Genomic DNA, 22,661 nt, shown 5'->3' on the forward strand with positions numbered 1-22,661 from the left:
CAGGAGGGGGGATTCTCCGGTTTTCCCCCTCTCCATCAGGGAGAGGGCCGGGGTGAGGGTTGTTTTAGCTAGTTAAAACGGAAATAGCATCGGCACCATCACCACGCTCACAACCATCACAATCACCGTAAATGGCACACCCATCTTCACAAAATCGCTGAACTTATAATTTCCCGGCCCCAGAACGAGCGTATTAACCGGTGAAGATACCGGAGTCATAAACGCAGCAGAGGCGGCAAGTGCGACAATCATCGCAAAGGGATAAGGCGAAACCCCCATTGATTTTGCCGCCGCCAGCGCGATAGGCGCCATTAACACGGCGGTGGCGGTATTGGAGATGAATAGCCCAATTGCAGCGCACATCACGAACAGGCAGATCAGCATCATGTGCGGGCCGTAGCCGCCCCCAAGACGCATCAAACCATCCACAATCAAGTTCACCCCACCCGTTTTTTGCAGCGCAAGAGCAAACGGCATCATGCCGACAATCAAGATGATGCTTGGCCAATGCACCGCTTTATAAGCACTTTCCATATCTATACAGCGGAATTTACCCATCAGCAAACAGGCAATAATAGCGGCAATGGTATTGGGGATTTCATCGGTCAGCATCAGCGCAACCATCAACGCCAGGCAGAAAATAGCGTGCGGAGCCTGACTATGCGCAGGCGAGGCTTCACCCTCTTCCACAGGTAAGTTAAGCACCAGGAAATCGCGGCCTTTGAGTTGCAATTGGCTGATCAGTTTCCAGTCGCCAACCACCAGCAAGATATCGCCAAGTTGTAAAGCTTCATCCACCAGCAAGCCTTCCATCGCTTCGCCATTACGGCGTAACCCGACGACATTCAGACCGTAGCGCGTACGGAAGCCGATTTCGCGCAGCGTTTGCCCGATTAACTCAGACTCAGGGATCAGCGAGACTTCCGCCATCCCCACATCCAGCGCCTGATCTGAAAAATATTCACCACGCAGCACCATCGGCTCAAGCATCTGTTCGCTACAAAACTCGCGCAGATCGATTTCAGAAGCAGACATATCAATCAACAGCACGTCGCGCGCGCGAAATTCAGTGACGCCCGTAACATTGACGATAACCCGTCTGAATTTACGCCAACGCTCAAGGCCAATAACATTGGCACCATAACGCTCACGCAGTTTTAAATCATCAAGACGGCGACCCACCATTGGCGAACCAGGGCGAATCGCCAGACGACGCGCACGCCCCGTCAGCCGATAATCTTTGATCAGATCGCGGAAAGTTCGGCGTCGCCAGTCTTGTCTGCCGTCATCTTTTTTCTGCCCGTTTAATGCAAACCGCGCGATCAGCATATAGCCGATACCCAACAGCAAAATGACCAGGCCAATTGGCGTCACGCTAAAGAAGTGGAAACCCTGCAAACCTTCGCGCAGCAGTTCACTGTTTACCACCAGGTTTGGTGGCGTGGCGACAAGCGTCATCATGCCGCTAATCAACCCGGCAAAACTCAGCGGCATCATCAGGCGTGATGGTGACGTTTTCATGCGCATTGAAACACTGAGAACCACGGGAATAAATATTGCTACCACGCCCGTTGAACTCATGAACGCGCCGAGGCCCGCCACCGTTAACATCAGCAAAACCAACATTTTCGTTTCACTGCTGCCCGCGACATCAACCAGCCAGGCGCCCATTTTTGTGGCAACACCGGTTCGAACGAGTCCATCGCCAATGATAAAAAGCGCTGCAATCAAAATAACATTGGGGTCGCTAAAACCAGAAAAGGCTTCGCTAAGAGTCAGTGTACCGCTGAGGACAAACGCAATAATGACAAGCAAAGCAACCGCATCCATACGCACTTTGCCGGTGGCGAATAACACTACCGCAATCGCTAATAGCGATAAGACCCAAATCAATTCTGAGTTCAAAACAATTCCTTTGTGGTTGTCTCAGGGGGTAAAAATCTTGCCATAAAAAAGCCCCGCTATCGCGGGGCTAAATCATGTGTTTAGTGTTTTCTAAGCACTTCGACTGTACCGTCTGGCAACTTCTGCACCAGCAACTCAGTTAACGAGTGCAATGCATAATCGACATGTGCAAGGCGCGGCGTATCTGCCGGGGCGTTGACCGCAATAACGTGACAACCCGCTGCAAGACCTGAAAGCACCCCCGCAGGGGCATCTTCCACCACCACGCACTCTTCAGGCTCAAGCTCAAGTAATTGTGCACCGAGCAGGTAAGCATCTGGCTCAGGTTTTCCACGCGCTACACGTTCAGCAGTCACCAGCACTTCTGGCGCGGGTAGCCCACCAGCAGCACGGCGAGCAGAGGCGACCGGTAACGAGCCCGAAGTCACGATGGCCCATGGAATGCCTGCTTCGTTCAGGTGAGTCAACAGTTCAACAGCGCCAGGCAAAGCGACAATACCGTCGGTGTCTTCGGATTCAATTTTTTCCAGACGCAAGAATTCTTGCTGGATCTCTTCTTCAGAGGCACCCGCCATAAAGTGACGCAGCGAAGTAATCGCCTGTTTGCCATGAATGAAGCCCAATACTTCTTGCGGGGAAATATCGAAACGCTTTGCCCAGTTAATCCATGCACGCTCGACTGCTGGCAGGGAATCAACCAGAGTCCCATCCAAATCAAACAAGAAACCTTTGCACTTCACGACAAGTCTCCCCTCAGGCATTAATAATTTGCGCGATCTCGTTCGCACTTAAATGATACTGACGTGGGCATGACTGCCACACTTTCAACATCCGTTGGTATTTTTCCCACATTGGGGTCTGCGCGTTAAAGCCGTGCGTACCCGCATCAAAATGCGCGTAACGGCCTTCAATATTCACCATGAAACGAACGTAACCCAGGAAACGTGCTTCTGTGGCCGCATCAAAGCCCAGGAAAGTGACGCGACGCTCGTCGATTTGCTGGTTGTCTTTCAGGTTCGTCCAGGAGACGTGCAGCGCGTGGTACATCTCCATGATGTCGATAACCGTGCGGCAGGTTTCTTCTGTCAGCTCGCCAAACTCCCTGTCCAGCTCACGCATTTGTAGGCCATAGCCACGCTCAATGATCGTTTGCAGGCGACGATAACGCTCGGCGTTGTCCGCATCGAGCATGGTCATCATTTTGTACTGATTAGATAAAATCAGTCGCTGGGCGTTAGTCATTTCCATTTCTTAGCTCCTGTTGCGCAGGGTAGATTGCCCTACGAAAAATAATCCTTTCTATATATGCGAAACGGCAGGGATTTTACAAATCATCAAGAAAAGTTTTATCCAACTGCTTGAACGCACGTTTAAGAACTTCCGCCAGCGCCTGGTAATCAGGCTTGCCTTCAATCGGCGATAACGCCTGTCCGGCTTCCTGTAGTTTGCCACGCACTTCGTAAAACCAATTAAGAATGGATGGCGGCAGCGGTGTGACGGAACGTTTTCCTAACCACCATAGACCTTGCATCGGCAGGCTACAGGCGAACAATGCGGTAGCGACGGCGGGGCCAAGTTGGCCGCCAAGGGCAATTTGCCAGGTCAGCGTAAAGACAGCGAGCGGAGGCATAAAGCGGATGGCAAAGCGCGTGGCGCGGATAACGCGGTTTTCAACGAAGATCGGCGCGAGGCGTTTATCGACAGGCCAGGTCTTAGAATAATGCTGCCCGCGACTGAACATACTGAACCAGCTTGCGTGGCTGTTTTGGGGTGTCGACATGACGTTACCTCAACTTCACATATAAAAAATAAAATTTTTGTGCAATTTAACAACTCTAAATTACATGGTTCAAAATCTTTTGTCTTTAACCATAGCAATCAGGTATCCTGTGCCGGCCTTGATGGCCGTAGAAGGGAAACCGCAGGTTGTCAATTTTTTGCTCAGTTCGCCAATGCCGAAATATCACGCAATATGGCGTAAACTCTAGAGTATTTCTTCGTCATGCCAAAAAAACGCTTTCGGCATGACGTTAATCATAAATGTCTGTCTCATCATGCGCTACGCTGAGAGACTAAATGACGTTTTTTTAGCCACGTATAAAAGTAGGTACTTCCATGTCGAGTAAGCTAGTACTGGTTCTGAACTGCGGTAGCTCTTCACTGAAATTCGCAATTATTGATGCTGTAAACGGTGACGAGTACCTCTCTGGTTTAGCCGAATGTTTCCATCTTCCTGAAGCACGTATCAAGTGGAAAATGGATGGCGGTAAACAAGAAGCGGCTTTGGGTGCAGGCGCCGCTCACAGCGAAGCTCTGAACTTTATGGTTAATACCATTTTGGCACAAAAACCTGAATTGTCCGAGCAGCTGACTGCTATCGGCCACCGTGTTGTTCACGGCGGCGAGAAGTACACCAGCTCCGTCGTTATCGACGAGACCGTGATTCAGGGTATCAAAGATACTGCTTCTTTTGCACCTCTGCATAACCCGGCACACCTGATCGGTATTGCTGAAGCATTGAAATCTTTCCCTAAACTGGCTGATAAAAACGTTGCTGTGTTTGACACCGCGTTCCATCAGACCATGCCAGAAGAATCTTATCTCTATGCTCTGCCGTACAAACTGTACAGAGAGCACGGCGTTCGTCGCTACGGCGCACACGGCACCAGCCACTACTATGTGACTCAAGAAGCCGCGAAAATGCTGAACAAGCCAGTGGAAGAAGTGAATATTATCACTTGCCACTTGGGCAACGGCGGTTCCGTTTCTGCTATTCGTAACGGCAAGTGTGTAGACACCTCTATGGGTCTGACTCCACTGGAAGGCCTGGTAATGGGCACCCGTTCTGGTGACATCGATCCTGCGATTATCTTCCACCTGCATGACTCTTTGGGCATGAGCGTTGATGACATCAACAAAATGCTGACAAAAGAATCTGGTCTGTTGGGTCTGACTGAAGTCACCAGCGACTGCCGTTATGTTGAAGACAACTACACCACTAAAGAAGATGCTAAACGTGCTATGGACGTGTTCTGTCACCGTCTGGCTAAATACATCGGCTCTTACACTGCGCTGATGGACGGTCGTCTGGATGCAGTTGTGTTCACTGGTGGTATCGGTGAAAACGCAGCAATGGTACGTGAACTGTCTCTGGGCAAACTGGGTGTTCTGGGCTTCGAAGTTGACCACGAACGCAACCTGGCTGCGCGCTTTGGCAAATCAGGCTTCATCAACAAAGAGGGTACCCGTGCTGCGGTGGTCATTCCGACCAACGAAGAACTGGTTATCGCTCAGGATGCATCTCGCCTGACCGCTTGATTCTCCTTACCGCCAGCCTTCGCTGGCGGTGTTGTTTTCTGAGTCTCACAAGCCCCGCTTGTGCAACAAAGAGGTTATACCGTGTCCCGTACAATTATGTTGATCCCTACCGGAACTAGCGTCGGCCTGACTAGCGTCAGCCTGGGTGTTATCCGTGCTATGGAACAAAAAGGCGTTCGCCTAAGCGTTTTCAAACCTATCGCTCAACCACGCACGGGTGACGATACTCCAGATCAAACCACTAGCATCGTTCGTGCTAACTCCAGCATCCCTACTGCTGAGCCACTGCACATGAACCACGTTGAGTCGTTGCTGTCGAGCAACCAACAAGACGTGCTGATGGAAGAGATCATCGCCAACTTCCACGCCAGCAGCAAAGACGCTGAAGTGGTTCTGGTAGAAGGTTTGGTTCCGACTCGTAAGCACCAGTTTGCTCAGTCTTTGAACTATGAAATCGCTAAAACGCTGAACGCTGAAATCGTCTTCGTGATGTCCCTGGGTAACAACTCCCCAGAGCAGATGAAAGAACGTATTGAACTGGCTCGTAGCAGCTTCGGTGGTAGCAAAAACACCAACATCACTGGCGTTATCATTAACAAACTGAATGCCCCAGTTGATGAGCAGGGTCGTACCCGTCCTGATCTGTCTGAAATTTTCGATGACTCCACTAAAGCGAGCATCGCTAACATCGATCCTAAAGCACTGTTCGCTGACAGCCCGCTGCCAGTTCTGGGCTGTGTGCCATGGAGCTTTGATCTGATCGCCACTCGTGCAATTGATATGGCGCGTCACCTGAACGCAACCATCATCAACGAAGGCGACATCAAAACCCGTCGCGTGAAGTCTGTGACCTTCTGTGCGCGTAGCATTCCGCACATGCTGGAACACTTCCGTCCAGGTTCTTTGCTGGTTACTTCCGCAGACCGTCCAGATGTGCTGGTTGCAGCGTGCCTGGCAGCAATGAATGGCGTGGATATCGGTGCCGTTCTGCTGACCGGTGGTTACGAAATGGATCCGCGCGTGAGCAAACTGTGTGAGCGTGCATTCGCCACCGGCCTGCCGCTGTTCATGGTTGATACCAACACCTGGCAGACCTCCCTGAGCCTGCAAAGCTTCAACCTGGAAGTCCCAACTGACGACCATCAGCGTATCGAGAAAGTGCAGGAATATGTGGCTAGCCACATTGATGCAAACTGGATTGAATCTCTGACTGCAACTTCCGAGCGTAGCCGTCGTCTGTCTCCGCCAGCATTCCGCTACCAGCTGACCGAGCTTGCTCGTAAAGCCGGTAAACGTGTTGTGCTGCCAGAAGGCGAAGAGCCACGTACCGTGAAAGCGGCATCTATCTGTGCTGAACGTGGTATTGCAACTTGCGTGCTGTTGGGTAACCCGGATGAAATCACCCGCGTTGCTGCTGCGCAAGGCGTTGAACTGAGTGCTGGCATCGAAATCGTTGATCCAGAAGTGGTTCGCGAAAGCTACGTTGCACGTCTGGTTGAGCTGCGTAAGAGCAAAGGCATGACCGAAGCCGTTGCGCGTGAGCAACTGGAAGACAACGTGGTGCTGGGTACTTTGATGCTTGAGCAAGACGAAGTTGACGGCCTGGTTTCCGGTGCGGTTCACACCACAGCGAACACCATTCGTCCTCCGTTGCAGCTGATCAAAACTGCACCAGGTAGCTCTCTGGTTTCTTCTGTGTTCTTCATGCTGCTGCCAGAACAGGTTTATGTTTACGGTGACTGCGCGATCAACCCAGATCCAACTGCTGAGCAACTGGCAGAAATCGCTATTCAGTCTGCGGATTCCGCTGCTGCATTCGGTATCGACCCACGTGTTGCAATGCTGTCCTACTCCACCGGTACTTCTGGTGCGGGTAGCGACGTTGAGAAAGTACGTGAAGCTACACGTATTGCTCAAGAAAAACGTCCTGACCTGGTCATCGACGGTCCGTTGCAGTACGACGCCGCGGTTATGGCTGACGTTGCTAAATCCAAAGCGCCAAACTCACCGGTTGCAGGTCGCGCTACCGTGTTCATTTTCCCAGACCTGAACACCGGTAACACCACCTATAAAGCGGTACAGCGCTCAGCAGACCTGATCTCCATCGGGCCAATGCTGCAAGGTATGCGTAAACCCGTTAACGACCTGTCTCGTGGCGCACTGGTAGACGATATCGTTTACACCATCGCTCTGACTGCGATTCAGTCTTCTCAACAAGACTAATTTCTGCTGAGAAGCAAAAAGGCCGCTAATTTGCATTAGCGGCCTTTTTTATTGGCGATGTTCCAAGAAAAACCGAATCAATTACTCCGCAGCAGCGGCATGTTGGGATTCATTTTTAGCGTTGCGTGTCATCCACAAAGCCAGGGCTTTCAGAGAGTCAGGCGTGAAGTCATCACAACGTGCGGTAATTTCTTCAGGGGACATCCAGCACACTTCGCTGACTTCATCTTCCTGCAACGCAAACGGGCCGTGTGATACGCAGCTAAACAAGCTTCCCCAAACGCGGCAGTTGGCATCCTCAAAGTAGAATTGCCCATGCTCTGCGAACGGTACACCGGCAATGCCCAACTCTTCTTCTGCCTCGCGACGAGCCGAGTCCAGTAATTGTTCATCAGCCTGAACCACGCCACCCGCAGTTGCGTCGAGCATGCCCGGTAAAAAATCTTTTGTCTCAGTGCGACGTTGCACCAGGATTTTGCCCATACCGTCGTGCACGACGATATAAGTCGCGCGATGGCGCAAGCGCTGCGCACGCATTTGCTCACGACTTGCCTGCGCGATGACTTCATTGTCTTCACTGACAATGTCTACCCATTCCATGCCAACAAAATGACTCTGTTCCGCCATTGGGGAAACCTTATATAGGGCGCTCTTTGGCGCGTGATTCGTCTAACAAGCGGTAAGTTACGGGGTAATCTCGACCTGTGCAATAACCCCATCGTTATTCAGTGCGTGAACGCTCAGAACACCATCGTTTAGCATCCCGTAACTCGCTTCAAACCCACCTTTGGGGATACTCACGGAGCCAGGATTGAACAGATATATCGAGTCTTGCTTTTCAGCCAATGGCAGATGAGTGTGACCAAAAACCAACACATCATTTTCTGCCAGCGGCGGCAATTTATCGGGATTATATAAATGGCCGTGAGTGATAAATAAACGCTGCTCGGCCATCAATATCTGTTGCCAGGGGGCTGTAATCGGAAAATGTAGCAGCATCTGATCCACCTCGCTGTCACAGTTGCCGCGCACTGCAATAATTTTATCGGCAATGCTGTTAAAGCGCTCCGCAACGGCACCTGGATTGTAACCCACCGGCAAAGCATTACGTGGCCCGTGATTTAATACATCTCCCAGTAATATCAGCCATTTAGCAGCGCTGCGTTCAAAATGAGCCAGCACCAGCTCGGTTGCGGGTAGCGAACCATGAATATCGGAGGCAAACATCAGCTTCATAAAACCACATTCCTGTTAGTGATAAGCAAAATTATCATAACGAATTATGAGGCTAATCAGCCAGAATGCTTTGCGGAAAGTGCCAGAAAACGCTGCACGGATGCTCGCTGCCACTGGAACGCGGCATACTCCTGCAAACGCTCCGGAACCTCATCGCCATTGAGAATCAAGCGATTAAGCATCAGTGCCAAATCGGTATCAGCAATCGACCATTCGCCAAAAAGATTTTGCTGGCCGACGGGGAGTAAATTTTCTACGGCCGCGATGAGTTTTTGCGCCGCCGCCTGCCCTTTCTCGGTCAGAGGGGCTTTCTTCACGCCGGCAAAAACCACGTCGGTTGAGCGTTCTTCACGAATGGGCATTAAATCGCTGCGTATCCATGCCTGAATTTGTCTGGCCCGAGCGCGTTTTTCGAGATCATGGGGATAAATACGCTCCCAGGTAGGAGGCGCGAAACGGTCTTCCAGATACTCAGCAATGGCGGAGGATTCAGTCAGCAAAAAGTCATCGACCGCTAGCACCGGAACGCGTCGCGTAAGGTCATATCCTTTCCAGCCTGGTTGCAGATTTTGCCCGCTGTTTAAATCAACCGTTTGCAGAGTAAAGCTCAAACCTTTCTCTTTCAGTGCAACATAAACGGACATGACATACGGACTAAAAAAGTTAGCGTCTGACCAAAGTGTGATTGTCGGCTGGCTCATAACATCCCCATAATTTAGCTTTCCAGGTTATTGAACATATAGCGGAAGATGAATTCTGTCACTTGAACAAAACTCATCCACCCGGCAAGTTTTTCAAAAAGTCTATACTCCATAGGTTTACGAAAAATGCTGACATCAGGATGGGCATAACATGATTGACCTTTACTATGCACCGACACCAAACGGCCACAAAATCACGCTTTTTCTGGAAGAAACAGGGCTGGATTACACCCTTCGCCGTATAGATATTGGCAAAGGAGATCAGTTTCAGCCTGCCTTTTTGGCGATTTCACCGAACAATAAAATCCCGGCGATAATCGACCACCATCCGGCAGACGGCGGCGGCCCACTGAGTATCTTTGAGTCAGGCGAAATCCTGCTTTATCTGGCAGAAAAAACCAACGAGCTATTAAGCAAAGATCTGCGTGAACGCACCCACACGCTGCAATGGTTGTTCTGGCAAGTCGGAGGGTTTGGCCCAATGCTCGGCCAAAATCATCACTTCAATCACTTCGCGCCTCAGCCCGTTCCTTACGCCATTGAACGTTACCAGGTGGAAACTCAGCGTCTGTATGGTGTCCTCAACAAACAGCTCGAGAAAACCCCATGGCTGGGCGGCAATGAATACAGTATTGCCGATATCGCCACTTACCCGTGGACGGTTTCTCATGAGCGCCAGCGCATTAATCTGGCGAATTTCCCGGCGGTGCAAAACTGGTTTGAACGTATTCGTTCGCGCCCGGCAACCGAACGGGCCTATGAGCAGGCTCAGAAAAGCTAACATCCGTGCGCCCGCGATGGGCGCAATGTTTTTCCTCATCTCTTTTGGGTATAGTCTGCAACAGGAAATAACCAGAAATAGATACATAAAGGAAACCTGCAATGTCGCCAGACGCAATTATTCGAATCAAAAACTTACGCCTGCGCACTTTTATCGGCATCAAAGATGAAGAGATTTCCAACCGCCAGGATATTGTCATTAATGTGGCAATTCATTATCCGGCAGAGAAAGCTCGCGCCAGTGAAGACATCAACGACGCACTGAATTACCGCACCATCACTAAGCAAATCATCCAGTTGGTTGAGAATAATCGTTTCTCACTGCTGGAAAAATTAACTCAGGATGTGCTCGACATCGCATGCGATCATCCGTGGGTATCTTATGCTGAAGTAGAAATCGATAAACTACATGCGCTGCGTTACGCCGATTCGGTCTCTATGACCATGAGCTGGCAGAGGTAGACAAAAACAGCTGGAGACGAGCATGCAGATACTGATTACCGGCGGAACCGGCTTGATTGGCAGCCATCTGATACCGCGCTTGTTGGAATTGGGGCATGAAGTGACCGTTGTGACTCGCACCCCCGACAAAGCCAGGGCGTTATTTGATCCCAAAGTCACGCTGTGGAAAGGATTGAGTGAGCATAACAATCTCGATGGTTTTGGTGCGGTAATCAATCTCGCAGGTGAACCGATTGCCGACAAACGTTGGACGGAATCACAAAAACAGCGCCTTTGCCAAAGCCGCTGGCAAATCACCGAGCGCCTGGTGGAGATGTTTAAAGCAAGCCAGACGCCGCCTGCGGTGTTTATTTCCGGGTCTGCCGCTGGATATTACGGCGACCTCGGCGAAGTGGTCGTTAACGAAGATGAACCGCCGCACAATGAATTTACCCATAAGCTCTGCGCCCGCTGGGAACAAATCGCCTGCGGCGCACAGAGCGAGCAAACACGTGTCTGCCTGCTGCGCACTGGCGTAGTGTTAGCCCCAAAAGGCGGGATTTTGGGTAAACTATTACCGATATTCCGCCTGGGTCTGGGCGGCCCGATGGGCGACGGACGACAGTATCTGGCGTGGATTCATATCGATGATATGGTGAATGGCATTTTGTGGCTGCTGGATAACGATTTGCGCGGGCCGTTCAATATGGTTTCGCCCTACCCGGTTCGCAACGAACAATTCTCTCACGCGCTGGGCCATGTGCTGAAACGGCCGGCGTTTATGCGCGCCCCAGCTACGGCGGTCAGACTGATGATGGGTGAATCTTCGGTGTTGGTGTTAGGCGGGCAACGAGCACTGCCTAAACGGCTCGAAGAGTCCGGGTTTGGCTTCCGTTGGTATGATCTGGAAGAGGCGCTTGGGGATGTGGTGCGGTGATATTTAAGTCCCGCCGCAACGGCGGGACTTTCGGTGTTACTTAAGCGACCCCGACAGAAACTGCTGTAAACGGGCGCTTTTCGGGTTACCAAACAACTCTTCCGGCGTCCCTTCTTCCTCGATTAACCCCTGATGCAGGAAAATCACATGGTTTGAAACGTGGCGCGCAAAGTCCATCTCATGCGTCACCACCACCATGGTTTTCCCTTCTTCCGCGAGTTTCTGCATGATACGCAGCACCTCACCCACCAGCTCAGGGTCGAGCGCGGAAGTCGGTTCATCAAACAGTAATACTTCTGGTTCCATCGCCAATGCACGGGCGATAGACACGCGCTGTTGCTGCCCGCCGGAAAGATGCACCGGATATTTCACCTGCTGGCGCTCGTCAATGCCGACTTTCGCCAGATACTTAACCGCACGCTCTTTCGCTTCTTGCTTGCTCAGGCCCAGCACCTGAATCGGCGCTTCCATGACGTTTTCCAGTACCGTCATATGGCTCCACAAGTTGAAATGCTGGAATACCATCGTCAGGCGCGTGCGCAGCAAACGGAGCTGGTTTTTATCGGCAACTTTCAGCTGCCCATCGGTATCACGCACCAGGTTAATATTTTGGTTATTGACGACAATCGTCCCTTCACTCGGTTTTTCGAGGAAGTTAATGCAGCGCAAAAAGGTACTTTTCCCTGAACCGGAAGAACCAATAATGCTAATCACATCGCCAGCATTGGCCTGTAAAGAGACGCCTTTCAGCACTTCATGTTGGCCATAACGCTTGTGCAGGTCGGTAACGCTTAATTTTTTATCAGTCATCATTGCACACTCAATGTGTTGAGCTTGGTTTAATATGCTGCAACCAGCGTTGCTCAGCCTTGCGGAACAATCTAATCAGCACATAAGAAATACACAGGTACAACACCGCAGCAATCCCGAAGGCGGTAAACGGCTGGTAGGTTGCGGAGTTGATGTCACGGGCGATCTTCAGCAGATCCGGCACGGTAGCGGTGAATGCCAGCGCCGTGGAGTGCAGCATCAAAATCACTTCGTTGCTGTACGCAGGCAGCGCAATACGCAGCGCTGAAGGCAAAATAATGCAGCGATACATTTTGAATGGCGAGAAACCGTAAGCCCGACCGGCTTCAATTTCACCGTGTGGAACGGCACGAATCGCTCCGGCAAAAATTTCTGTAGTGTACGCACAAGTGTTTAACGTCAACGCCAACACGGTGCAGTTCAGGCCACTGCGGAAAAACTCATTGAGCAGCACAGTGCCTTTCACCACTTCCAGCGTGTACATACCGGAATAGAAAACCAGCAACTGCACATACAACGGCGTGCCACGGAAAATGTAGGTAAACAGCCAGATTGGGAAGGCGATATATTTGTTGCTCGACACCCGTCCGATAGCCAAAAATAGCGCCAGAATGCCCCCCATCACCACCGACGAAATCAGCAACCAGAGTGTGATTGCCACGCCGGTAAAGCGGTATCCGTCAGTCCACAGCAGGGCTTTCCAGTATTCCTGAATGATTTCTATCATAGCTCCGCCCTCTTAACGCCAACGGAATAACGGCGTTCAAGCCAGAGCAATACGCCATTCGATATCGTGGTAAAGAACAGGTAGATGATCCCGGCGACAATCGCAAAGTAGAACGGCTGCCAGGTGCTTTTCCCGGCAAGCTGCGTCGCTTTCACCACATCTTCAAGGCCTAACAGAGAAACCAGCGCGGTGGCTTTCAAAATAACCTGCCAGTTGTTCCCAATGCCCGGTAACGCGTAACGCATCATGGCCGGGAAGAGAATGCGGCGGAAAGTTTGCGAGCCGGTAAATCCGAAGGCGGTTGCCGCTTCAATATGCCCTCTTGGCACAGCCATAAACGCACCGCGGAAGGTTTCGGTAAAATAGGCACCATAGATAAAACCAAGCGTAATGATACCGGCAACCATTGGGTCGATATCAAACTGGGCAACGCCTAGCGAATCGGTTAAGACATTAAGCGCCATTTGCAGACCATAGAAAATCAGCAGCATCAGCACCAGGTCAGGCACGCCGCGAATCAGCGTGGTGTAGCCTTCAAACAATATGGCTAACGGGCGGTTTTTGGATAATTTAGCACCGGCTCCAGCCAGGCCAATAATAACGGCGAGGATAACGGAGCTTAACGCCAGTTCCAGCGTGACGAGCGCCCCTTTAAATATTACTTCAGAAAAACCGTACAACATGGTGCGTATCCTGTCGTCAGTGTCTGCACAAACTTAACCTGCCCATTCAGGGCAGGTTTAACCACTGGTGACTGTTAACCACCGTAAACATCGAAATCGAAGTATTTCTTCGCTAACTTCTCATAAGTTCCGTCTTTACGCATTTCGGCAAACGCTTTGTTGAGCGCTGCACGTAATTCGGTATCGTCTTTACGCAGACCCATACCGGTGCCGACACCAAAGAGCTTTTCGTCTTTGATTGACGGGCCACCAAACTGGTAATTCGCACCGACAGGTTGCTTCAGGAAACCTTCGCTGGCGGCAACTTCGTCCTGGAATGCTGCGTCAATACGACCCGCAGTCAGGTCAGCGTAGATTGAATCCTGGCCTTGGTAAGAAACAATTTCGATACCTTTAGGTGCCCAATGCTCATTCCCGAAGGTTTCTTGAGTCGTGCCTTGCAAAACGCCGACACGCTTACCTTTAAGGGATTCAAGGGTAGGTTGAATTGAGGAGCCTTTCGCAACCACTAAACGGGAATCTGCTGCGTACAGTTTGTCGGTGAAGGCAATCTCTTGCTGGCGCTTTTCAGTGATGGAAAGTGACGACATAATCGCGTCAATTTTTTTCGCTTTCAACGAAGGGATCAGCGCATCCAGTGGGTTTTCCACGAAGGTACAATTAGTTTCGATGCGTTTGCAGAGTTCTTTTGCCAAATCGATATCAAAACCCACTAATTCCCCTTGAGCGTTTTTCGACTCAAACGGGGCGTAAGTTGGGTCAGTACCAATACGTAAATTCTTGGGAATAGCGGCGAATGCTGTGGAAACACTGGAAAATGCCAGTACCAAAGAAAGAGCGATGATCTGCTTGTTCATAATTATCCTCGAAGTCACTGTTTTTATGCGCGATTGCTTTTCAACCGGATAAAATTGCATGTTCCATGCCAATTTATGCATCTCAATATAGTGTTTTTTCCCCATTATGGCGCAGCATTGCCGCGCATCTCAAAACAGGAAAAACACCTTGCACCAACAAGATGCAAGCAAACCACCATTTTAGTGCAGAGATAAATTACTGCACTAAACGGGTGCAGACAATTTAAACTGGATTGCAATTCTATTCAGCCCGGTTGCGCCAAAGCATAACCGGGCTACAGACTACGGGATAAACTTATTCACCGTAAACATTAAAATCGAAGTACTTCTTCGCAAATTTGTCGTAAGTACCGTCTTTACGCATATCTGCCAGCGCTTTATCAAAGGCCGCTTTCAGTTCAGCGTCGTCTTTACGCAAGCCAATACCGGTGCCGTCGCCAAAGTACTGTTTGTTTTTTACCGATGGGCCTGCAAACTCATAGCCTTTGCCCGCAGGCAGTTTCAGGAAGCCTTCGCTTGCTGCAGTTTCATCCTGGAATGCAGCATCAAGGCGGCCAGCAGCCAGATCGGAATAGATCAGATCCTGGTTTGCGTAAGGCACCACATCGACACCTTTACTGCGCCATTCAGCGTTGGCATACGCTTCTTGCGTCGATCCTTGCAATACACCGATGTGTTTGCCTTTGAGGGAATCCAGAGTCGGTTTAACCGGGGAGCCTTTAACAGCAATCAGGCGTGAATCAGCAGCATAAAGTTTGTCTGAGAAGGCAATCTCTTTCTGGCGTTTTTCAGTGATGGAAAGCGAGGAAATGATACCGTCAATTTTCTTCGCTTTAAGTGAAGGAATCAGCGCATCGAAGTCACTTGCGACCCAGGTACATTTAGTATCAATGCGCTTACACAGCTCATTACCAAGATCGATATCGAAACCAACAAAATCCCCTTTCGCATCTTTAGAAGAAAACGGCGCGTAGGTCGTGTCCGTTCCAAGACGAATACTCTGCGGAAGTGCTGCGAAGACGCTTGCGGTGGCGCTCAGGCCAAGCAGTAAAGACAGAGCGAGAACTTGCTTTTTCATACGTAACTCCCAAGTTTGACTTATCTTATTATGTGTAACGTCGTGTTGTGTTTGTTTTGTGTAGCTGTTTAAGAGTTGCAGTTCTCATGCCACTTTTTCTTGCGTGAAAGAAAGTGGGCAATATTGTGTTAAATAAAAGTTACAACTCTGTCACAAGAATGAAAGATAGCAGGTCTGGTATGAGGAAAAAGCATTCGCGGTGGAAAATAGCGGATAAATGTTCTGGAAGTGATCGGGGTTACAAAAACGCCTCATAATGAGGCGCAGGGTTTTGTGATGCACCACACTGGCGCATCGCGCTTATGCACCGCTCCAGCGAGTGAACAAATCTTGTGGTAACTCAATATCGAACTGATCGATGACCCGGTTCACCGTCTGGTCGATAATGTCCTGCACGCTTTGTGGCCGATGATAAAACGCAGGCATCGGCGGCATTATCACTGCGCCCATTTCAGCAGCCTGGGTCATCAGGCGCAAATGCCCAAGATGCAGCGGCGTTTCACGCACGCAAAGCACCAACGGGCGACGCTCTTTGAGCACGACATCCGCTGCACGCGTTAACAAACCATCTGTATAGCTGTGGACAATGCCAGAAAGGGTTTTGATTGAGCAAGGCAATATCACCATGCCGTGCGTCTTAAAAGAGCCAGAGGAAAGGCTGGCGGCGATATCACGCGAGTCGTGAACCACATCGGCAAAGGCCTGAACTTCTCGTAAGGAAATATCGGTTTCCAGCGCGAGGGTCTGGCGGGCAGCATTGCTCAGGATAAGATGCGTTTCGATGTCCGGTAATTGTTGCAGTACCTGAAGCAGTCGCACACCGTAAGTTGCGCCACTGGCACCTGAAATCCCAACAATTAACCGTTTCATATTTTTCATTCGCCCGAGGAGTTTATCTGGGCTGACTTTGCCGCAAGATGGGCAGGGATGCAAGAAATGGTAACCCTCTCCTTCCGGGAGAGGGTTACGGTGAGGATGGCTTTAACCCTCGTTGTGCATCTCTAAGTTTTCCACTTCGTTCTGACGGGCAATCGCTTGTGAATCGTCATTACGCAGTGACTCAAGATACTCAAGGTATTCGTGATCCACATCTTTGGTCACGTAAATACCGTTGAACACCGAGCATTCAAACTGCGTGATATCCGGATTCTCAACGCGAACCGCTTCAATCAGATCGTTCAGATCCTGGAAAATCAGACCATCGGCACCAATCAACTGACGGATCTCGTCAACTTCACGGCCATGAGCAATCAGTTCGTTAGCACTTGGCATATCAATGCCATACACATTCGGGAAACGAATTTCCGGTGCCGCTGACGCGAGGTAAACTTTCTTCGCACCGGCTTCACGTGCCATCTCGATAATTTGCTCAGAAGTGGTGCCGCGCACGATGGAGTCATCCACCAGCAGCACGTTCTTATCGCGGAACTCAGCGCGGTTAGCATTCAGTTTACGACGCACAGATTTACGACGCAGTTGCTGGCCGGGCATGATGAACGTGCGGCCTACGTAGCGGTTTTTCACAAAACCCTGACGGTACGGCTTGTCGAGAATACGGGCGATTTCCAGCGCGATGTCGCACGAGGTTTCTGGAATCGGGATAACCACGTCGATATCCAAATCTTCCCATTCGCGAGCAATTTTCTCACCGAGCTTTTTACCCATTTCAACGCGGGCGCTGTAAACGGAAATTTTGTCGATGAACGAGTCCGGGCGCGCAAAGTAAACGTACTCGAACAGGCATGGATTGCTGGTCGGGTTGTCAGCACACTGGCGTGTGAACAACTGGCCTTTTTCGGTGATGTACACCGCTTCGCCCGGCGCAACATCGCGCAGGAACTCAAAGCCCAGCGTATCAAGGGCGACGCTTTCGGAGGCCACCATATATTCGGTGCGGCCATCATTCAAATCGCGCTTGCCCATCACCAACGGACGAATACCGTTAGGGTCGCGGAACGCCACCATACCGTGGCCGATAATCATCGCAACACAAGCGTACGCACCACGAATCTGGCGGTTGGTTGCGGCAATCGCGGCGAAAATGTTGTCTGCTTCCAGCGGATAGTTGCGGAAGTTATCCAGCTCACTGGCAAAAACATTGAGCAGGATTTCAGAATCGGAAGTGGTGTTAATGTGACGACGCTTTTCTTCGAACAACTTTTGGCGCAGTTCGTGGGCGTTAGTCAGATTGCCGTTGTGTGCAAGAGTAATGCCGTACGGAGAGTTAACATAGAAAGGTTGGGCTTCAGAAGCGCTAGAGCTACCCGCAGTCGGGTAACGTACGTGGCCGATACCCATGTTTCCCTGCAAGCGTTGCATGTGAATGGCACCGAACACATCGCTCACCAGCCCATTGGCTTTACGCAGACGAAAACAATTTAAGGCATCAATGGTGACGATGCCTGCGGCATCCTGCCCACGGTGTTGAAGCACCGTTAACGCGTCATAGATAGACTGGTTTACCGGCATAAAACCGGCGATACCGACAATACCGCACATGTTGTCTTTTCCTCATTAAGCCACAACCCCTGCCTTATGGCCGGGGCAAGAAACTTGACGAGCTTTGCAGATAGTCAAAGAACCATCTGATGATGAAACTGAATTGCGGGATAAGCTGCGACTTTTGCCAGTCGTCACTCTTGGAAAAACCAGTGAACGTATCAAGAAAGAACAGAATGGCGGCGACGATCAGTGCTCCACGTAACGCACCAAAACAAATCCCCAACACCCTGTCTGTACCCGACAGGCCGGTTTTCTCAACCAGCGCGCTAATCACATAATTGACTATCGCACCGACGATGAGTGTCGCGATAAACAGTATCGCGATAGCTATTCCATTACGTACCAGTTCGTCTTCAAAGCCAGTGAACCAGACAGAAAGGTAAGTGTAGTAATGACTGGCGACAAAGAAAGCACAGCCCCAGGTTACTAGCGATAACGCTTCACGCACAAACCCACGAATAACACTAATCAGAGCCGAAAAGCCGATGACCGCAATGATGGCGTAATCTATCCAAACCATGAACAAATCCCACGACAAATCGCCCTGACGTCCAGTTCGGGGCGCATTCTAACAGAAAAAGAAAACGTTTGCGTAGGGATTTCCTTCCCTCGCGTAAATAAATAATGGCGTTGAAAAAATGCTCAACGCCATTAAAAATTTGCCCTAAATCCCGCCTCTGCGGGTTTATCTGGCCGTATAAGTCATCACCACGCCGTTCAGCCCGGAAAGCGAATTTAGCTCGCCCAATGAAGACTTAAGTTTGTCTTTCGAGGCATCCGGCCCTACCAGAATTCGGGTGACTTTACCCTGAACTGGCGTTGACGGTGAGGTATAAGCACGGAACCCAGCGCCGCGTAGTTTACCAACAATTTCATTCACTTTGTCGGCATTCTTCAAGGCACCCAGTTGCACGACGTAAGCTTTGCCGGTCGGTGCTTGCTCTGCAGTTTCTTGCTTCGCTGGTTTTGCAGGCTCCGGAGGCTGTTCGTTCATCATTGCCAGACGTTCTTCGGTTTGATCAACGGAAGCTTTGCTCTGTGGTTTTTCAACAGGCTTAGGTTTCGGTTTCTCAGCCACAGGTTTTGGCTTCGGCTGCTCACGGCTGACAGGCACTTCATCAATACCCGCTGCTCCGTCCCCAGGCAAAGAAGCGATATCAAGCCCTGGTGCTGCCGCTGTGCCTGCTCTCACCTCTTCGGCCGCCCCTTCAGGGGGTTGCGAAGGCAGTGCCTGAGTCGCGGCAGGCAGCATGTCTGGCTCATCGGTGTCACCCGGTTTTGGAACCAAAGGAATTGCTGCGAACTCATCCTGATAATGCTTTTTCTGACCATCAAGCAGCCCTGGCAGGATAATGACCCCCAGTGCGACCAGAATAATGGTTCCGACTAATCGATTTTGAAACTTACTCGCCACCTGCTTTCTCCGCGTCCAACGCTTCCATTACGTGGGCTACTGTATGAAATGAACCACACACCAGCACGGTATCATTTTCTGTGGCGGCCTTCATTGCGGCACGCCAGGCTTGCGCCACACTGCCATAGACTTCGCCCTGACCGAGATGTTCAATCAGTTGTTCCGCCGTGGCACCGCGTGGGCCTTCTAATGGAGCACAATACCAGCTATCAACCTGAGGCGACAAACATGCCAACGTGCCCGCGATGTCTTTGTCATGCAGCATCCCGATAACGGCCAACACGCGCCCGCGTTTTGGAAGTTGCTCCAGACGCCCGGCCAAATACGCCGCCGCATGAGGGTTGTGCGCCACATCAAGGATCACCAACGGCTCACGCGAAATCACCTGGAATCGCCCCGGTAACGTCGCTTCTTTAATGCCTTGAATAATAGCCTCATTGCTGACATTTAGCTCGCTGGCACGCAACGCCGCCAGTGCCGTCGCCGAATTCGGCTGCGGAACTAACGGCAACGGTAATTCGCTCAGTTCGCCCTGGCTGTCTTTGAAGCTCCAGCTATTCTCACCAACGTGATAAGACCAGTCCACGCCACGGCGCAGCAATTGAGCGCCCTTCTCCGTCGCCACATCGGCAATGGTATGCGGCATATCAGGCTCGCCGACGATTGCCGGTTTCCCGCCACGGAAAACACCCGCTTTTTCACGCCCGATACTTTCACGATCTGGCCCCAGCCAGTCAGTGTGGTCCAGCGCGATACTGGTGACGACCGCCACATCGGCATCGACAATATTGGTGGCATCAAGACGCCCGCCCAGCCCCACTTCAAGGATCACCACATCCACCGCCAGTTGCTTAAACAACAGTAGCGCCGACAAGGTGCTGTACTCAAAATAGGTCAGAGATGTCTCGCCACGCGCGGCTTCAATTTGTGCAAATGCCGCCGTGTGGTATGCCTCGTCCAGCTCTTCACTTTGCACGCGCACACGCTCGGTGTAACGCACCAGATGCGGCGAGCTATAAACACCCACGCTGTAACCGGCCGCCATCAACACTCTTTCCAGGGTACGGCAGGTTGTGCCTTTGCCGTTGGTTCCCGCCACGGTAAACACCGTTGGCGCGGGTTTCAGCACATCAAGCGTTGCGGCAACTTTTTTTACGCGCTCAAGGCCAAGCTCGATGGTTTTAGAATGGAGGTTTTCCAGATAACAAAGCCACGTGGCCAAGGGCGACGTGGCTTGAGGAGTTTGAGTTTTTTCCATGATGCCCGCTCTACGCTACGGTTCAAGAAAAAGGGCAGGACCTGTTTGGCCTGCCCTTATTAACTATCAGGCCTCGTGACCTTCTTCCGGTGCGGCCGGAACCACAATCGGTTCACGCGGCTCTTCCGGATTCGGCGCTGGCTGATTTGTCAGTTTTGCCAGAATGCTTGCCAGTTTCAGGCGCATTTCCGGGCGGCGAACGATCATGTCGATCGCCCCTTTTTCAATCAGGAACTCACTGCGCTGGAAGCCCGGCGGCAGTTTTTCACGAACGGTTTGCTCGATAACACGTGGACCCGCGAAGCCGATCAGAGCTTTTGGTTCAGCAATGTTCAGATCGCCCAGCATCGCGAAGCTTGCCGAAACGCCACCCATTGTTGGGTCAGTCAGAACCGAAATATACGGCAGACCGCGTTCCTGCATTTTTGCCAACGCAGCACTGGTTTTCGCCATCTGCATCAGCGACATCAGCGCCTCTTGCATACGTGCGCCACCGGAAGCGGAGAAGCAGATCATTGGGCAATTATCTTCCAGAGCCTGCTCCACAGCACGAACAAAACGCGCGCCCACAACAGAACCCATGGAACCGCCCATGAAAGCAAACTCAAACGCTACAGCCACAACTGGCATGTTGTAGAGCGTACCTTTCATGACCACCAGCGCGTCTTTCTCGCCGGTTTCTTTCTGAGCAGATGCCAGACGGTCTTTATATTTTTTAGAGTCTTTGAACTTGAGGATATCTTTTGGCTCAAGCTCACTACCCAATTCAAACATCGAGCCTTCATCTAACAGGCTGTGCAAGCGATCGCGCGCAGACATACGCATGTGGTGATCGCATTTTGGGCAGACTTCGAGATTGCGTTCCAGTTCGGCACGGTACAGAACCTGGCCACAGCTGTCGCATTTCGTCCACACCCCTTCAGGGATACTCGCCTTACGGGTAGGGGTGATATTGCTCTTATTGAGAATTCGTTCAATCCAGCTCATTGATGACCTTTCTGCTTGAACCTGGTCGATGCCAGTTTTTCTGTGGCAGAACTAGCTGCCCCAGACCATAAATGGTGCTCATTAAAACATAACGGCCCGCGACTTTGGATAAAAAAGTGGTCGAACCGCGCGATGGGGTTACTTTTGCAGGCGTTTGGCCGCACGTTTGTGGCGAATAATCTCAACCACGCCCGGCAATACCGACAATACAATAATCGCCACAATCAGTAATTTCAGGTTTTCCTGCACAATCGGCAAATCGCCGAACAGGTAGCCTGCGTAGGTAAACAGCAGTACCCACAGCAACGCACCGGCAACGTTATACATCGCAAAATGGCGATAAGACATATGCCCCATGCCCGCGACAAACGGTGCGAAAGTTCGCACAATCGGTACGAAGCGCGCGAGGATAATCGTTTTTCCGCCATGACGCTCGTAAAAAGCGTGTGTTTTATCAAGATAACTACGGCGGAAGATTTTAGAGTTCGGGTTACTGAATAGCTTTTCGCCAAAAAGCCGCCCAATAGTGTAGTTCACCGCATCGCCAATAATCGCGGCGATGACCATCAAAATCACCATGGTGTGAACGTTCAGATCGTTAGTTGGCAACGCCGCCAGCGCACCTGCCACAAACAACAATGAATCCCCCGGCAGGAACGGTGTGACCACCAGACCGGTTTCACAGAACAAAATCAAAAACAGAATGGCATAAACCCAGACACCATACTGCGCTACCAACTCCGCCAAATGCACATCAATGTGCAAAATAAAATCAATAATGAAGCGGATAAATTCCATATGCTA

The 22,661-nt window shown here is 51.0% G+C and carries 24 protein-coding genes; 5 read left to right on the forward strand and 19 right to left on the reverse strand.

Annotation, left to right across the window (positions count from 1 at the left end; translation table 11 throughout):
* Positions 1-72: 72 nt before the first annotated feature.
* The 4 genes from GBAG_RS14120 to yfbV form a co-directional block, all read right to left on the reverse strand.
* The gene (locus GBAG_RS14120) at positions 73-1,905 is read right to left on the reverse strand and encodes an SLC13 family permease (protein WP_034497246.1); all 1,833 of its coding nucleotides are present in this window, start codon (positions 1,903-1,905) and stop codon (positions 73-75) included.
* An 80-nt stretch (positions 1,906-1,985) separates the two neighbouring features.
* Positions 1,986-2,666, reverse strand: a complete 681-nt coding sequence (locus GBAG_RS14125) for a sugar phosphatase (RefSeq protein WP_115627728.1) — start codon at positions 2,664-2,666, stop codon at positions 1,986-1,988.
* Positions 2,659-3,153, reverse strand: a complete 495-nt coding sequence (locus GBAG_RS14130) for a YfbU family protein (RefSeq protein WP_034497251.1) — start codon at positions 3,151-3,153, stop codon at positions 2,659-2,661. The genes GBAG_RS14125 and GBAG_RS14130 overlap by 8 nt, the downstream gene beginning before the upstream one ends.
* A gap of 76 nt (positions 3,154-3,229) precedes the next feature.
* Positions 3,230-3,685, reverse strand: a complete 456-nt coding sequence (yfbV, locus tag GBAG_RS14135; RefSeq protein WP_034497254.1) for a terminus macrodomain insulation protein YfbV — start codon at positions 3,683-3,685, stop codon at positions 3,230-3,232.
* 335 nt (positions 3,686-4,020) lie between these two features.
* On the opposite strand from yfbV, the gene ackA reads away from it, so the two are divergent.
* Both ackA and pta read left to right on the forward strand, forming a co-directional pair.
* Positions 4,021-5,223, forward strand: coding sequence for an acetate kinase (gene ackA / locus GBAG_RS14140; protein WP_034497257.1), 1,203 nt, complete (start codon positions 4,021-4,023; stop codon positions 5,221-5,223).
* Positions 5,224-5,304: 81 nt separating this feature from the next.
* A complete protein-coding gene (pta, locus tag GBAG_RS14145; protein WP_034497259.1) occupies positions 5,305-7,446 on the forward strand; it encodes a phosphate acetyltransferase in 2,142 nt (713 codons plus the stop codon).
* Positions 7,447-7,527: 81 nt separating this feature from the next.
* Here the strand turns inward: pta and yfcD are convergent, their stop codons facing one another.
* From yfcD to yfcF, 3 genes are read right to left on the reverse strand one after another with little or no spacing between them, the layout of a single operon-like run.
* Positions 7,528-8,073: an NUDIX hydrolase YfcD gene (gene yfcD / locus GBAG_RS14150; RefSeq protein WP_034497261.1), complete on the reverse strand. Its 546-nt coding sequence runs from the start codon at positions 8,071-8,073 to the stop codon at positions 7,528-7,530.
* A gap of 57 nt (positions 8,074-8,130) precedes the next feature.
* Complete coding sequence (yfcE, locus tag GBAG_RS14155; RefSeq protein WP_034497263.1) at positions 8,131-8,682, reverse strand: phosphodiesterase; 552 nt, start codon at positions 8,680-8,682, stop codon at positions 8,131-8,133.
* 56 nt (positions 8,683-8,738) lie between these two features.
* The gene (yfcF, locus tag GBAG_RS14160; RefSeq protein ID WP_034497265.1) at positions 8,739-9,383 is read right to left on the reverse strand and encodes a glutathione transferase; all 645 of its coding nucleotides are present in this window, start codon (positions 9,381-9,383) and stop codon (positions 8,739-8,741) included.
* A 151-nt stretch (positions 9,384-9,534) separates the two neighbouring features.
* Between yfcF and yfcG the strand changes: the two genes are divergently transcribed.
* The 3 genes from yfcG to GBAG_RS14175 all read left to right on the forward strand — a co-directional run bounded on the left by yfcG (position 9,535) and on the right by GBAG_RS14175 (position 11,541).
* Positions 9,535-10,164, forward strand: a complete 630-nt coding sequence (yfcG, locus tag GBAG_RS14165; RefSeq protein ID WP_034497268.1) for a GSH-dependent disulfide bond oxidoreductase — start codon at positions 9,535-9,537, stop codon at positions 10,162-10,164.
* 101 nt (positions 10,165-10,265) lie between these two features.
* The gene (gene folX / locus GBAG_RS14170) at positions 10,266-10,625 is read left to right on the forward strand and encodes a dihydroneopterin triphosphate 2'-epimerase (protein WP_034497269.1); all 360 of its coding nucleotides are present in this window, start codon (positions 10,266-10,268) and stop codon (positions 10,623-10,625) included.
* A gap of 22 nt (positions 10,626-10,647) precedes the next feature.
* Positions 10,648-11,541, forward strand: a complete 894-nt coding sequence (locus GBAG_RS14175; protein WP_034497271.1) for a TIGR01777 family oxidoreductase — start codon at positions 10,648-10,650, stop codon at positions 11,539-11,541.
* Positions 11,542-11,577: 36 nt separating this feature from the next.
* On the opposite strand, the gene hisP is transcribed toward GBAG_RS14175, so the two are convergent.
* The 12 genes from hisP to GBAG_RS14235 form a co-directional block, all read right to left on the reverse strand.
* A complete protein-coding gene (hisP, locus tag GBAG_RS14180; protein WP_034497324.1) occupies positions 11,578-12,351 on the reverse strand; it encodes a histidine ABC transporter ATP-binding protein HisP in 774 nt (257 codons plus the stop codon).
* A 10-nt stretch (positions 12,352-12,361) separates the two neighbouring features.
* Positions 12,362-13,078, reverse strand: a complete 717-nt coding sequence (locus GBAG_RS14185; protein ID WP_034497272.1) for an ABC transporter permease — start codon at positions 13,076-13,078, stop codon at positions 12,362-12,364.
* Complete coding sequence (locus GBAG_RS14190; RefSeq protein WP_034497275.1) at positions 13,075-13,761, reverse strand: histidine ABC transporter permease HisQ; 687 nt, start codon at positions 13,759-13,761, stop codon at positions 13,075-13,077. Before GBAG_RS14190 ends, GBAG_RS14185 begins: the two co-directional genes overlap by 4 nt.
* 74 nt (positions 13,762-13,835) lie before the next feature.
* Positions 13,836-14,618 (reverse strand): histidine ABC transporter substrate-binding protein HisJ, encoded by a 783-nt coding sequence (gene hisJ / locus GBAG_RS14195; protein WP_034497278.1) that lies wholly within the window; start codon positions 14,616-14,618, stop codon positions 13,836-13,838.
* Between the two features lie 295 nt (positions 14,619-14,913).
* Positions 14,914-15,696 (reverse strand): lysine/arginine/ornithine ABC transporter substrate-binding protein ArgT, encoded by a 783-nt coding sequence (gene argT, locus GBAG_RS14200; RefSeq protein WP_034497279.1) that lies wholly within the window; start codon positions 15,694-15,696, stop codon positions 14,914-14,916.
* Positions 15,697-15,996: 300 nt separating this feature from the next.
* On the reverse strand, positions 15,997-16,566 hold the full coding sequence (locus GBAG_RS14205) for a UbiX family flavin prenyltransferase (RefSeq protein ID WP_034497282.1): 570 nt from the start codon (positions 16,564-16,566) through the stop codon (positions 15,997-15,999).
* 111 nt (positions 16,567-16,677) lie between these two features.
* A complete protein-coding gene (gene purF / locus GBAG_RS14210; protein WP_034497284.1) occupies positions 16,678-18,195 on the reverse strand; it encodes an amidophosphoribosyltransferase in 1,518 nt (505 codons plus the stop codon).
* Between the two features lie 34 nt (positions 18,196-18,229).
* Positions 18,230-18,718 carry a colicin V production protein gene (cvpA, locus tag GBAG_RS14215; protein WP_034458856.1) on the reverse strand — a complete coding sequence of 163 codons (489 nt, stop codon included), beginning with the start codon at positions 18,716-18,718 and terminating at the stop codon, positions 18,230-18,232.
* Positions 18,719-18,883: 165 nt separating this feature from the next.
* Complete coding sequence (dedD, locus tag GBAG_RS14220) at positions 18,884-19,612, reverse strand: cell division protein DedD (RefSeq protein ID WP_034497287.1); 729 nt, start codon at positions 19,610-19,612, stop codon at positions 18,884-18,886.
* On the reverse strand, positions 19,602-20,870 hold the full coding sequence (gene folC, locus GBAG_RS14225; RefSeq protein ID WP_034497290.1) for a bifunctional tetrahydrofolate synthase/dihydrofolate synthase: 1,269 nt from the start codon (positions 20,868-20,870) through the stop codon (positions 19,602-19,604). The genes dedD and folC overlap by 11 nt, the downstream gene beginning before the upstream one ends.
* A gap of 66 nt (positions 20,871-20,936) precedes the next feature.
* The gene (gene accD, locus GBAG_RS14230) at positions 20,937-21,857 is read right to left on the reverse strand and encodes an acetyl-CoA carboxylase, carboxyltransferase subunit beta (protein WP_034497292.1); all 921 of its coding nucleotides are present in this window, start codon (positions 21,855-21,857) and stop codon (positions 20,937-20,939) included.
* Positions 21,858-21,995: 138 nt separating this feature from the next.
* Positions 21,996-22,655 (reverse strand): DedA family protein, encoded by a 660-nt coding sequence (locus GBAG_RS14235; protein WP_034497296.1) that lies wholly within the window; start codon positions 22,653-22,655, stop codon positions 21,996-21,998.
* Positions 22,656-22,661 lie beyond the last annotated feature (6 nt).

Source organism: Buttiauxella agrestis ATCC 33320 (assembly GCF_000735355.1).
GTDB classification, from domain to species: domain Bacteria; phylum Pseudomonadota; class Gammaproteobacteria; order Enterobacterales; family Enterobacteriaceae; genus Buttiauxella; species Buttiauxella agrestis.